The organism is Bordetella tumulicola, assembly GCF_965138755.1.
Classification (GTDB): Bacteria; Pseudomonadota; Gammaproteobacteria; order Burkholderiales; family Burkholderiaceae_B; genus Bordetella_A; species Bordetella_A tumulicola.
The window spans coordinates 119,167-131,908 of record NZ_CBCSFP010000007.1; the positions used below are offsets into that span (position 1 = coordinate 119,167).

The 12,742-nt window shown below is 60.2% G+C and carries 11 protein-coding genes; all 11 read left to right on the forward strand.

What is annotated here, in order from left to right; translation table 11 throughout:
* Positions 1-744 precede the first annotated feature (744 nt).
* The 11 genes from ACNAZS_RS17710 (at position 745) to ACNAZS_RS17760 (ending at position 12,740) form a co-directional block, all read left to right on the forward strand.
* A complete protein-coding gene (locus ACNAZS_RS17710; protein ID WP_415791689.1) occupies positions 745-1,053 on the forward strand; it encodes a DUF736 domain-containing protein in 309 nt (102 codons plus the stop codon).
* Between the two features lie 390 nt (positions 1,054-1,443).
* On the forward strand, positions 1,444-2,412 hold the full coding sequence (locus tag ACNAZS_RS17715; RefSeq protein ID WP_415791691.1) for a hypothetical protein: 969 nt from the start codon (positions 1,444-1,446) through the stop codon (positions 2,410-2,412).
* 6 nt (positions 2,413-2,418) lie between these two features.
* Positions 2,419-6,042, forward strand: coding sequence for a DEAD/DEAH box helicase (locus ACNAZS_RS17720; protein WP_415791693.1), 3,624 nt, complete (start codon positions 2,419-2,421; stop codon positions 6,040-6,042).
* A 154-nt stretch (positions 6,043-6,196) separates the two neighbouring features.
* Positions 6,197-7,573 (forward strand): AbiJ-related protein, encoded by a 1,377-nt coding sequence (locus tag ACNAZS_RS17725; protein ID WP_415791695.1) that lies wholly within the window; start codon positions 6,197-6,199, stop codon positions 7,571-7,573.
* Between the two features lie 145 nt (positions 7,574-7,718).
* Positions 7,719-8,462, forward strand: a complete 744-nt coding sequence (locus tag ACNAZS_RS17730; protein WP_415791697.1) for a hypothetical protein — start codon at positions 7,719-7,721, stop codon at positions 8,460-8,462.
* Positions 8,463-8,934: 472 nt separating this feature from the next.
* Positions 8,935-9,786 (forward strand): DUF2285 domain-containing protein, encoded by an 852-nt coding sequence (locus ACNAZS_RS17735; RefSeq protein ID WP_415791699.1) that lies wholly within the window; start codon positions 8,935-8,937, stop codon positions 9,784-9,786.
* Positions 9,787-9,878: 92 nt separating this feature from the next.
* On the forward strand, positions 9,879-10,160 hold the full coding sequence (locus tag ACNAZS_RS17740; protein ID WP_415791701.1) for a helix-turn-helix transcriptional regulator: 282 nt from the start codon (positions 9,879-9,881) through the stop codon (positions 10,158-10,160).
* Positions 10,161-10,202: 42 nt separating this feature from the next.
* Complete coding sequence (locus ACNAZS_RS17745) at positions 10,203-11,051, forward strand: replication initiator protein A (RefSeq protein WP_415791703.1); 849 nt, start codon at positions 10,203-10,205, stop codon at positions 11,049-11,051.
* A gap of 281 nt (positions 11,052-11,332) precedes the next feature.
* Positions 11,333-12,019, forward strand: coding sequence for a ParA family partition ATPase (gene parA, locus ACNAZS_RS17750; protein ID WP_415791942.1), 687 nt, complete (start codon positions 11,333-11,335; stop codon positions 12,017-12,019).
* Positions 12,016-12,255: a chromosome partitioning protein ParB gene (locus ACNAZS_RS17755; protein WP_415791706.1), complete on the forward strand. Its 240-nt coding sequence runs from the start codon at positions 12,016-12,018 to the stop codon at positions 12,253-12,255. The genes parA and ACNAZS_RS17755 overlap by 4 nt, the downstream gene beginning before the upstream one ends.
* A complete protein-coding gene (locus tag ACNAZS_RS17760) occupies positions 12,252-12,740 on the forward strand; it encodes a DUF2840 domain-containing protein (protein ID WP_415791708.1) in 489 nt (162 codons plus the stop codon). Before ACNAZS_RS17755 ends, ACNAZS_RS17760 begins: the two co-directional genes overlap by 4 nt.
* The last annotated feature ends 2 nt before the right edge of the window (positions 12,741-12,742 follow it).

The following is a 12,742-nucleotide window of genomic DNA, read 5'->3' on the forward strand; positions in this document are numbered from 1 at the left end:
GCTGCGCCCCGGCATGGCCGGCACGCAGCGCGCAACGTCCACTCCATACCCGACTAGCGCCGTCCCGACACCGCCAAGACGGCCCAGCGAGCGCCGCGATGCGGCGGGCGCAACAACCTGGCGGAAAGGCATCGATCAGCTTGGCGGCATGGCCCATGCCGCCAAGTGCAACAGGTGCGGCACCCACCCGCCAGGCGAGCGTCGAGGCACGTCTACGCCCGAGTGCGCCGATCCAGGTTGCGAAGCGCGTCTCCTACATCGACCCTAGCGGTATTGGCACGGTGCTGGTCACAGCACGGCGAGCGTCGGGTACAGGAGACCAGAAAACCCACTTCCAGGCTACGCCAATGGCACCTCCCCGCTGCACCGATGCCCATCACCAGCCTTGCACAGATCACCAAACCCTGACATGCGCCAGCAAACCGACTTCACCCGCACCGTCACGGCATCGAGCGCGCCTGCCAGGATGCCTTGGGGCAACGTCCGTCCTATCGCGGCCTTGTTTTGTGTGAATCCTGTCTGCGGCACGGCGGCCCTGGGCCGCCTCGGGCTTATGCGGCGCAACCGTCCGGCGCAACGATTTTCCCCTGCGCTGGCGCGCATTCCTCGCGGCCAAAAATCGCCGCTTCTCCCGGTCGTCCACTGCGTTTCCGTCCCGACGGGATGCACCGCGCCCGACCTCCGACTATCGGATCACAACAAGGACGCGATAGGCGCGGACTTGCAACCTCAAGGAGTTTCATCATGGCAATGATCGGCACTTTCAACGCGCAAGACAACGGTTATGCGGGCACGGTTCGTACCCTGACGCTGAACGTCAAGGTCAAGATCGTTCCGTCCGAGAAGGAAGGCGACAAGTCCCCGGACTACCGCATCGTGGCGGGCGGCTACGAGATCGGTGCGGCCTGGAAGCAAGTTTCCAAGGCAGACCGTCCCTACCTCTCGGTCACACTCGATGATCCGTCGTTTCCGGCCACGATCTACGCACGGTTGATCGGCAATGAGGACGGCACCTTCGACCTGATCTGGTCCCGGCTGAAGGCCAACAGCTAAACGTTCCGTCACCGCCCGGCTTGCCGGGCGTTTCACGCCGGCCCGGCTTTACGCTGTGGCCGGCTTTTTTTCGGCGTAGCGCCTGAAATACGTAAAACCTGTACATCGTCAATCCGTAGATACGGTTTTGCATGAGTACGGTATGCCAAAAACACGGCATCACGGGTTTGCGGTTCGGCGCATTTATACGAAGCTGCTTTGTAAGATTCACTGATTTTCGCCCTTGTGCAAGACAACGGTCAGTGAGCATCGTCGCCATCATTCATCCTTCGGACTCCTTTTTCGTCGAAATCTAGCGTTGGAGAATTGCTCAGCACAGCGCCAACCAGAACATGTAACATAAGCTCCAAATTTGTGAGTCGATTCAACTGATAAGAAAAACGAGAGACGATGCATACCTGCCCACCACCGGAAGTTGCCCTCAATGGATGGCTGGACGACTATCCCACTGTCGACGGTAACTACGGCCACATTCTCCTTGAGCAAAAAGAGAATCTCGTTCCGGATTTGGCTAACTTGCTCGTCCCGTACTTCGAATCCGCGCACCATGATGCCCGTATGTATTTTTGTGAGCAGATTGGGATCAATCTCCATCCTGATAACGATGTTGCTGGCGATGGTGAAGCGGAAGACGCTGAATCCCTGTATCCACGATGCTTGTCGATCAGCGCGCGACGCGGCCTTTTCGGCGAAGTGATGGCAGGGATGCTCACCGAGCACTACTCCTATGTTGGCGATCACGCATGGGATGTACCAATTTTTCTTTTCCGTTACCACGCCGATGTCGAGAAATATTTGTTCGATCTTTCCCGAGATGGCGAACGAACGAGACAAGTGTTTGGACGCTTTGGATCGGACTTCCTCGGACTGTGCCTGAACGAGGACGGAGATGTCGTTCGATTCATCGCTGGGGAAGCCAAATGGCGCGATCGGTTGAGCCCTGCAACTATCGATACATTGATGCTCGGGAAATGGGTCACGAACAGAGATACCGGGGAACGAACTCGATCAGGGAAGGGCGTCTGGTACGAAGTGAACCGCGACACACCGGTTCCTCATGGCCTGCGGCAACTTCAGCGGTTGCTTCAAGAACGCGATCCTGACGGACATGGTCCTGCAATTCTTTCGCTCGACAAGGCATTGGCACTGCGCAACCCAGAACCGATCCCGCGCACCAATCTCATCCTGATTGCCGGTAACGACGTCCCGAGCCGCGGCGAAAGGCAGGTACTCATCCCATGGGAAGAGGTGCCGGAAGAATATACAGCTCCGCACGATCTACAGGTTGTCGAATTGATCCTCAGCGATGGCGGGGATCTGATCGACCAAATCTACGATGCGCTTTGGCCTCAGGACTAAGTAGCTATGGCCGAGAACGATAGAGACCGTCTCGCGGTTGCGCGAGAAGTACGGCAAGCGCTTGCCGTCGAAAATACCTTGTCGACCGTACAGGCACGCGCATTCGTGCGATGTTTGCAAACGATATGGCAGGTACCCCCTATCCAGTGGAGTGAAGAGGAGTCGCGTGAGCAGTTTGCCGACGCGCGACGTCTACTCCATGCGGCGGAGATATTTCGGCAGATCGAGGGTAAGAATTCACCAGGCGCAATGGACTGCTATCGGCGTGCTGGCGAAATTCTTGAGTGGCTCTCTCGCGCTGAAGACAAACTTCGCCTGATCGCGCCGATCGGACTGTTTGCCGCTGCGGCGCTCCAGCTTGGAGGACTGCCGGCAATGGCCGCTGGCCTGCTGCGGCAAGTCGATCTAGGCAACGCGGGTTCACAGCTCTATGCTAGCTTCTTGCAAGCGGATTTTGACGGTGTGCTGAAGGTCGTGATGGCCTTTTGGCATCAACATGCTGATCTTACCGACCGCGACGCACCGCGCAGACTACTCCTTGACAGGGAACGCGAAGGGCATATCGCCTGGTACTTCACGACCGAACTTGTGCGCAGTCTGGGGTTGATTGCCGAATCCTTGAGGCGAGGAGACACCGGCCGGCTCTCCCGTGCTATCGAGAAGCTCGATGCTCTGGAAAAGATGGCGACGCGGACATTCAGCGAAGACGCTTCACTTCTCATTACGCTCATGCGAGCAGTAGCTGACAACTACCGTGAGGCGAGTATCTATCTTCCTGTGGAACAGCTTGCAGAGACGAATCTTGATCGCAGGCCGCGGTTGCTGCGCTTCGCGCGAGGACAGTTCAGCCGAGGCCGCGGAATTCTTTGGCCATCGCAACGCGACGGATTGGCTAGGCTTCTGCGTGATTCTTCGTTCGCACTTTGCACCCCGACTGGATCGGGTAAAACCTTGGTCGCCAATCTTGCGTTGGTGAAAGAGTTGCTTATTCGTCCGGAAGAGGATGCCGCCAATCCGCTGGCCCTGTATTTGGTTCCTTCCCGCGCACTTGCCGGTGAAGTGGAAGCCAAGTTGCGAAGCGAGCTTGGTGAAGATCTGATCGTCACCGGCTTGTATGGTGGGGCAGACTGGGGTATCACGGATTACTGGCTCAAGAGCGAAAAGCCAACCGTCTTGATCGCCACGGTGGAAAAGGCCGAAGCGCTGATGCGCTATGTGGGGCCACTTCTGCTGGCCCGTCTTCGCCTGCTTGTCGTTGACGAGGCCCATCAGGTCGTACCAGAAGACAACGACAGTACACGTATAGCATTCGCAGAGCACAGCAGTCGCTCTCTTCGTCTCGAAGGATTTGTCTCGCGCCTGCTGTCGCTGTCACCAGATATTGCCCGGATTGCGCTGACCGCGGTGGCAGGTGGCGCCGCAACGCCGGTTGCTCAGTGGATTGAGGGGCGCCGTGACGCCGCGGCCGTCGGAACGCGGTATCAGAGCACGCGCCAGTTAATCGGCGTTCTTGAAACCTCGCCCAATCATGCCAGCCGAATCCTGCTGGAGATCATGAATGGAAGGGCTTTATATGTGCGAGGTCGGGATGCGCCAGTCTACTTACCATTGCGCATACCTGTCATGCCTCAACTTCCTGCGGCAATGCGCAATAGCTTGTATCGCTTCAATGAACTCAGTGTGTTGTGGACGGCCCTGCATCTGATGGACGATGAGCGACGGATACTGATCTCTGTGGCTCAGGAGCCTGAGCAGACAATGCGCTGGTACAAGGAGGCGTTCGAACTGCCGGACTGGGCCGACCTCCCCCGTTTCACCGTCCCAGTCGGCAGGCGGCGCGAACGGTTCGATGAGGCGCGAGCCACAACCGTAGACTACTGTGGGGCGGACTCGTACGAGGTCGCTCTGCTGGACCGGGGTATCGCGACCAGTCACGGTCAAATGCCTCAACGGCTGCGCAGGTTAATGACCGAGTTGATCGGCCAGCGCATCTGCCCAATCACGGTCGCCACAGCGACATTGACGGAAGGTGTCAATCTGCCGTTCGATATGATATTCGTGACTTCCTTGAAACGGCGCTCCTTCGATCCTAGTACGCGGCGGCCGGTCATCACGCCGCTTTCGACGGGGGAGTTTCGGAACCTAGCGGGCCGCGCGGGGCGCCCCGGCGCGAGCAAGGGAATGGAAGGCATGACCTTGATTGCCATTCCTCGAAACGTCTCGACGACGGCAGATGCGACGCGAGCGACCCAACGCACTCAACGTAGCGAGTTGATCGCCGATTACCGTTCGTTGCATGAACGACTCGTGGATAACGCACTGGCCGTTCAGGCTGTTTCCAGTCCGCTGGCCCTACTCCTGAATGCGATTGCCACCCGAGCAGGGGCTATCTTGGGAATAGCCGGCGCTGAGTTTCTAGATTGGCTTGATGCGGTCACGCCAAGCGGGATCAGCCACGATGCCGGTCGGGCCGAGACGACGCCGGAGGCGCGTTTGGCGGATAGCCTCGATGAACTCGATGGAATTTTATTGAGCGCCATCGAGGAACTAAACCAGGCCCAAGCTGAGGAGGTGAATGGCGCACGGGCCGAAGCACATCTTGTCCAGCTATGGCGAAAGACCTTCACGAATGTCGCCGCGGTGCAGGAAGCATGGCTTGAGGCGGCGTTTGTTCGGCGCGGTCGGGCTTTGGTGGATACCGTTTATCCTGATGGCGATGAGAGAAAACGGCTCTACCTCTATGGTTTCACGCCCTATGTCGGCCGCCGCTTCGAGCAAGTGGCGCAGCAAGTGCAAGAGCTGCTCGAACAAGCGAGGAACTATGGCGAAGCTACCGACGCGGATCGATTGACGGTCTTCGAAGAGATCGGTGAATTGATTGCCAATGACCGGGGCTTTGGTTTTCGCATCCGTGCTACGGCGACGGATCAGCGTCTGCTAAACACCTGGACAGGCCTTCTGGCGTGGTGGATGCAGGGGCCGGATGCGCAGTCGCCTCCGCCCAACGAACTGCGCGCATGGCAGCGATTCGTCACGGAGAACCTGGAATTCAGACTGGGTGTGGCGATTGGCGCTGTGGTTGCGAGGGCTTGGACTGCCGGTGCGAACGATCCATTGGCCGTACCGACGCTCGATACGTGGCGTGCCACGACAGGTCTACCATGGTTTGGCTTTTGGGCTCGCGAGTTACTACGGTGGGGAACGTTGGACCCATTCATTGCGTTTGTCCTCGCCCAAGGATTGGCCAAAACACGCGGAGAAGCAGCGCAGCGTCGCATTGACTATGAGGTCTGGCTAGACGAGGGGTACATCAATCTAGAGCCGGATGACATGATCGACCCACAGCTATTCCTAGAATGGCAGATCAGCCTAGCGCAGCCCAACGCAGCGCAGCCTGTACAGAATGGCCCAGAGAATGCGGCGTTGACAGGTACCGACGGCCAATTGGAGCGCTACGGCGTCGTGCCAGTTCGGCACGGAGACATGATTCACTGGATCGATGCGGCAGGCTATGAATTGGCGACTTCAGGCAATGAGCAGGGATTGTTCTCGCCAGATGCGCACCGCAATGATTTTGATCTGGGGAGACAGCGACATGGTGCGTTGGTAAGACGTGTGTTCACGGCTTAGAACTAGATTGTTTTTTTGAAGGTGGATTGATGTCAGAGCAGCCACGAAAGACCGAGTCGGCGATTCAGGATGCGGCGAGTCGCTTCCTAGAGGCATTGCAGCTGTATTCGCCTGATCACGCATACAAGTCAATCATTTCGAGCAAGGATTGAGGGTGGACTTCGCCTGCCTTCGCGACGTGCTTGCACCGCTAATCGAAAGTCTCAAGGATGCAGGCACGCACCCTGAGCTTCCGTCCATCTGCGAGGCGTTGGGGTTACCAGCCCCCGATCCCGAAGGCTCGAAACGGGAGCGTATGATCGCGAGCTTCAATGCGCTGCCCGATGCGCAGTTGCCCGACACTGCGCAACGCTTCTTGCTACGGCATCCACCTTCGCCTGCGACGCGAAATGCGATCCAGGACATCCTGTGGGCAGACTCCCCATGTCCAGAAATACCGAAACGGTTCCGACGCGAAGTGGCGCAGACCTTGGACATTGAAGAACTCTTTGTGGATGCACAGCAATTCGACTCGCTGCTAGATCGACTCTGGATTTTGGACACCGATCCGTGGGCCGGTATGGTGGGCAACAGCAGAACGAACCTCCGGCAAGACATCGAACAACACGTGCATCGGAATCGAGGCGATTGGTCTACCGAATTCCTGTTCGACAAGCTGGGCGTCTACACGGCATCAAACGGACGCTTCGTACGCTTTCTCGAAGGCCTTGCATCGTCCGACGTTCGCCCCGATGAGGCGGCGCAGCGCCGCTTCGTGGAAACCGTCAATGTGCCGCTACGTAACTGCGGTGTCGAACTCAGCGAAAGCGATACGGATGGGGGCTATCCCGTCTTCAGCACGGTCGCTACCCACACTGCGCCAGCAGGGCGTCCCAAAAATCTGATTTTTGCCTCATCCATCAAGCCAGACCTTCGATTCCGCGATGCAGTAAACAACGACATCGAGATCGTTACCAACGCGGACAAGGTACTTGTCTATGACCGTCCCATCGGTATGGACGGTCTCTTATGGAGCGATTTGCAATCGTGGTGGGGCGAGACGTCGAAGATATCAGAGGCGGAAGCGGCCAAGAAGAGTCTTTACAGGCGATTGCGAGAGAGCTTGCCACCGAACTCCCCGCCGCAAGCTCTGCTCTTTGATGCGTTCTACGGTGGCTTCGGCAGTGCGGTCCCCGAATTACCAGCGCTTCTGCCCGAGGTGTGGCTGCACTGGGACCCGCGTACGGTCAAAGAGCGGGGTCGAGACGCACTGCTGCGGTTCAGAATGGATTTTCTGTTGCTGCTGCCGCAAGGGGTCCGCATCGTCATCGAAGTGGACGGCAAGCACCACTATGCCGATGAGGCCGGGCGGGCTGACGTTGTCCGCTATGCGCAGATGGCGGCCGCTGACCGTGAATTGAAATTGGCGGGCTATCAGATCTTCCGGTTTGGCGCATACGAGCTGCTGGGCGATTCGGCGAACGCCATAGTCAAGACGTTCTTCGAGACCCTCTTCAAACGGTATGGGGTTCCAGTGAGTTACCGTGCATGACACCAGGTCATGACGCGGCGCACTGGATGATCAATGTCGTCGCCGCGGCGNCGGAAGCCGGCGCCACACTGTTTTCTGGCGACAACACGTCAACGTGGTTTCGTCGTAGACACGATCACGCCCGCACCCTATTCAGGAGGCATCAATGAGCACCAAGGATACAACTCTGATTCTGAATGACTACCAGACCTTCCTACATCATGCGACGGCGACCTTGCGGGACAACGTCGCCCATCCCTCGATCAAACCCTATCTCGACCATTTCGCCGAGGTTGATCGACATCTCTTAGTCCTTCGTAACCCACCAACCGGTACCATACCGACGGCGATGGTCCTTGCCCTTAATGCCAAAGCACTGTTGCTGTCTGCATTGCATGCTGCGTTGTCTGGGCAGACCGCGCCGATTCCAGGCTTGCTACGGAGCGCACTGGAGAGCATGTTGTATGCGGTGGTTATCCATCGAACCCCCGCGAAGGCCCTTGTCTGGCAAGCGACTGAGACGGCCCGCAAGGAACGAACGAAGCAGTTTGGCTGGGCGGCGGTCCAAAAGGAAGCGAGGCTGTGCGATAGGTCATTCGCAGAAGTGACGGATGGCATCTACGATACGTTGATCAACATCGGGGCGCATCCGAACTCGCAGGGCGTGCTGCCTAATCTGACTCATTCCCGTAGTCAGGATGGGCGGAGCGTGACATTGGGCTGTCTATATCCCGCGGGATCGAACACCACCAAATTCAGCTTGATCTTGTGTTGCAGCGTCGGCGCGATCGTTCTCGCTTGGTTGGCCCACGCGTTGCCCTCATCGGACCAGACGGGCGCTATCTACGACTCAGGCTACCTCCTCTACGAAGCAGCGATGGCACTCCCTACCCACGGTCAAGAAACATAGGCACAGGCATGGACCTGACTTCGACGGCGGTTCTGGAGATAAAGGGAGGTCGGCCATCACTATGGCCCTTTTTTTCCTGGATTCCATGTCACCGAGATCAATTGCTCCACGAGTTCTGAACCATCAAGGTAAGACTACGGCCTAAAAGCAGCCATTCAATCGCGATCCCTAGCGTCCCGCGAGCACGCGTACGACATGATGCGTTTTTTGTCTCACCTCTTCCCAAATCAGTCTTGGACGCCAGCGGCGTATCGGCTATAGCCTCGAAAGCTTCCTATCCCCGTCGATTCGATTCGAACCGGATGACTTGAACTCCGGCATCGAATACGTCTTAGGTTTGGGCACGTCCTGCGCCTGCCTCTCGGAATCCCCACCACCGCCGGCTTTGCCGCCGGCGCGTGTCATCAAGCCCCACGCGCTGCGCGGGGCTTGGGGGGATTTTGCCGTTCATACGAGAGGAGACAACACCAATATGGATGCACCCGATGACCATGCTGCAGACCGCTGTGCGCCGTGGCAAGCCACGGCCGCGTACCTGTATGTTCTGCTGCTGGACGATCCCGCCCTGGCGTGGGAATACCTGCGCCGCGATCCTGGATACTGTGCTTGTTGGCGTGCTCTGGGGCGCCAGGCCGAGCCTGCCGCCGCGCATCAATGGGGGCTAGAGCAACTCGAAAACCCCAACCTGGATGCGCGCTGCGCGCATCCAGTCTGGAATGACAGCCTGCCCTCCCTGCTGCATATCCGGATGGCCGATAATCAAGCGGGCGGCGCCGGCCTGGACCTCTGGCACATCCCCGGCCGCAAGGACCTCGCGGTAACTCCGCACGGCCTGGCCTTGCAGGCCAGCGACGGCGTGCGCATCCTGCGCGCCCGGCTCGATCCTGGCGTGCTTGATGGCCGGCCCGCCATGTGCATCATCCCGCTCGATGCGCGCCTGCATCCACAGGCCGCCTTGTTGTCCTCCCATGCCGCACATTTCGCTCCGAGGCGGGCCTCGCCCACAGGTCGCCGGCCCAGCGCGGCCGCCAGCCACGGCGGCGTCTTTCGCTACACCCAGGCTGCACAGCAGCATCTACGTGCCTTACAGGCGCTCGATGGCCGGCTCGCGGGTGCATCGCAACGCGCGATAGGTGAAGCGCTGTACGGACGTGAGCAAGTCTGTGGCGGCTGGCACGCCGATAGCGCGTTGCGCGCCCAGGTCCGCTACAACCTCACGCGTGGCCTGGCGCTGATGCGCGGCGGCTACCGTGCTCTGGCCGGGCTGCGCCCCGCCAGCTCCACTGCCGTACCCGCGCCGGGAGAAAATCCTTCCCCCTCCTGAATTTCTCCCTGTGCAGAGCGATGAGCCTTGACGAGACTGTCTCCCGTTGGCGGTGTTTGGACTGCCAACGCTCTTGCCCGATGGAGACAGCCATGACAATCACTCATTCGCCTCGCGCATCCCAGGCGAGCCCGGCTACGCCCGCGCTCGCGGACGCGGCGCCGGCGTTTCTGACCAACGCCGAAGCCGCCGCGCATCTCAAACTCTCGCCCCGCACGCTGGAGAAGAAGCGCGTGCTGGGCGGCGGGCCCCGGTTTCGCAAGCACGGGCGTTGTGTGCGGTACACCCTGGCGGATCTGGATGCCTGGAGCGCCAGCCATACCTTCGACATGACCTCCGATCCGGAATACACGGAGCGCCACGCCGGCCGCTGATGCGGCTAGGCGTGGACGTGGAAGCGACGAGGACCGGCCGGCATGGCACCGCGTAAACGGGATGCAGCGCATGCTGCTGGCGAGCGCGAACAGCTTGCGCTGTTCCGCGCGCTGCCTGGCGACATGCGCCCGCGCGATGCGCAAGACCTGATGGCGTATCCCTTCTTCTCGCTGGGCAAGTCGCGGCGCGTGGCACCCATCGCCTTTGAGGCGGGCGAGGTGCGCATCCTGGTCGAAGGCGTGGCCGAACATGGAATCGCGACGATATGGGATGCGGACATTCTGATCTGGGCCGCGAGCCAGATTGTCGCTGCCCGCGACGTGGGCCTGCCAACCTCGCGGCTCATGTCCGCGACACCGCGCGAGATCCTGACCTACACCGGACGCGGCACATCGCGGCACGACTATCTACGCTTGCGCGCGGCCTTCGACCGGCTGCAATCGACCACCGTGGCCACCAGCTTGCGCCAAGGCGCCAATCGCCGCCTGCATCGATTTTCCTGGATCAATGAGTGGCAAGAAACTTCCCGGCCCGATGGGCGAGCATCCGGCATCGAGTTGATCTTGCCCGATTGGTTCTACCGCGGCGTGTTGGACGACGCCCTAGTGCTCGGCATCGATACCCGCTACTTCCAGCTAACTGGCGGCATCGAACGCTGGCTATACCGCCTGGTGCGTAAGCACGGCGGCAGCCAGCGCATGGGGTGGATGTTCGAGTTGCGCCATCTGCACGCCAAGTCTGGAAGCCTGGCGCGCTACTCCGATTTCGCGTTGGACATTCGGCGTCTCGCACAGCGCCAAACGCTCCCTGGTTACCGCTTGCGCATCGCGCGAGCTGGCGGCGTGGAGAAATTGTTCTTCTATCGGCAACCCGGCGCGCCAGCGCCTTGACGAGGTTCGATATGTGGATAACCTGTGGACAAACCTGTGAATTACCTGTGGATACGCACGTGCTATCGGGCGCATCGGGCACGTGCTATCAGGCGCAGAATGTACGTGCTTTCAGGCGCACGATCCCTTGGAACCCCGCGCCAACATTAACGCTCCGGGGCGCTTCTAACTATCTAACTAAAAGACTAACTAACAATAAAAGCGCGACGGGCGTTGCTCAAAACATGGGCAGTGCGCATACGGAAGGCATAACACCCGGTCGGCAATGCGAGCCCTTGCCGATGCCGGCCGGCGTACTGGCCGCCGATCTTGCCTCGCCGCGTTCTGGGTACGTCATCGCCTTGCTGAACCAGAAAGGCGGTTCAGGCAAGACCACACTCGCCACGCATCTAGCCGGCGAACTGGCGTTCGACGGCGCGCGCGTGGTGTTGATCGACGCCGACCCGCAGGCCTCGGCCTCAGATTGGGCCGAGCGTCGCATCCAGAACGGCCAGAAGCGCCTGTACGGCGTCTTCGGCCTAGCGCGTGAGTCCTTGCATGTCGAGGTGCCTCAGATCGCACGAACGGCCGATTTCGTGGTGATCGATGGGCCGCCGCGCACCGCCGCCATCACTCGCTCGGCCTTGCTGGCGGCCGACCTGGTGCTAATTCCGGTACAACCCTCGGCCTACGACATCTGGGCCAGCGGCGACATGGTGCGGGCGATCGAGGAGGCTCGCTTGTACAAGCCGGCGCTGCGCGCGGCGTTTGTCATCAACCGGCGTGTCGTTGGCACGGTGATCGGCCGCGAAGCACGTAGCGCGCTCGCCGATCAGCCATTGCCGGCGCTGGCCGCCGAGATCGCGCAGCGCATCTCCTTCGCCGACAATGTGGCCGCTGGCCGGCTCGTGCGAGAGCAGGACCCCAACAGCGCCGCTGCCTGCGAAATCGCGCGGCTCGCGGCACATGTACGCGAGGCATTGCAATGAGTCCGGCGCGCGAACGCGCGGCCATCGGTCTGCGCCCGGCATCCACGGCGGCGACCACCTGGGTACGCCGGGGCGAAGGAGATGGACTCACACCGGCATACACCGCGCGGCTGACCATCGACGTAACACCATTGCTGCGCGGGCGCATCAAGGTCATCGCATTCGAGCGTGGTATCACCGTCGCTGCGATGTTGCGCGAGCTGCTTGAGCGCGAGTTTCAGAAGGAGCTGCGATGATGCCGTCCGTCCGCGTACCTACCGTGCCCAACATGCGCGTCGCGCTTGCCACGGTGGGCCAGCGCATCAACATCTGGCTGCGCTTTGGCGCGCCACAGCGGATCTTCCGACTGGACGACTACCGACGCCAGGCCGTGTTTCTACCGGGTGCGGTCTGCTGCCGTGTGTCGTGGGCTGCTAACGACTACGGCACGGTGCACTGGCAAGTCATGGTGCTACAGGCTGGCACACAGCGCGATGGCATCCAACGCATCGCGGGTGTGGCGCCCGGCGCGCGCATCTTGCTGTGCGCCGAAGGCGAGCCTCGTGTCAAAGCCGTGCTCGCTATCGTCGACGCGATCGAGGCGCTAGGCATCTCGCCGCTACACGTCTCGACCGTCTACTGGCAGGTGGTGAACGACCGGCTCGCTGCGCGTCTCGTGCCGCCGGCCTATACGGCCGAGCGTCATGCCGCACATCTTGCGCGTAGCGCGTTAACCAATTAACC

Coding starts and splice junctions, on each gene's coding strand:
- ACNAZS_RS17710 (WP_415791689.1), top strand. CDS start 745: ATGGCAATGATCGGCACTTTCAACGCGCAAGACAACGGTTATGCGGGC.
- ACNAZS_RS17715 (WP_415791691.1), top strand. CDS start 1,444: ATGCATACCTGCCCACCACCGGAAGTTGCCCTCAATGGATGGCTGGAC.
- ACNAZS_RS17720 (WP_415791693.1), top strand. CDS start 2,419: ATGGCCGAGAACGATAGAGACCGTCTCGCGGTTGCGCGAGAAGTACGG.
- ACNAZS_RS17730 (WP_415791697.1), top strand. CDS start 7,719: ATGAGCACCAAGGATACAACTCTGATTCTGAATGACTACCAGACCTTC.
- ACNAZS_RS17735 (WP_415791699.1), top strand. CDS start 8,935: ATGGATGCACCCGATGACCATGCTGCAGACCGCTGTGCGCCGTGGCAA.
- ACNAZS_RS17740 (WP_415791701.1), top strand. CDS start 9,879: ATGACAATCACTCATTCGCCTCGCGCATCCCAGGCGAGCCCGGCTACG.
- ACNAZS_RS17745 (WP_415791703.1), top strand. CDS start 10,203: ATGGCACCGCGTAAACGGGATGCAGCGCATGCTGCTGGCGAGCGCGAA.
- parA (WP_415791942.1), top strand. CDS start 11,333: ATGCCGGCCGGCGTACTGGCCGCCGATCTTGCCTCGCCGCGTTCTGGG.
- ACNAZS_RS17755 (WP_415791706.1), top strand. CDS start 12,016: ATGAGTCCGGCGCGCGAACGCGCGGCCATCGGTCTGCGCCCGGCATCC.
- ACNAZS_RS17760 (WP_415791708.1), top strand. CDS start 12,252: ATGATGCCGTCCGTCCGCGTACCTACCGTGCCCAACATGCGCGTCGCG.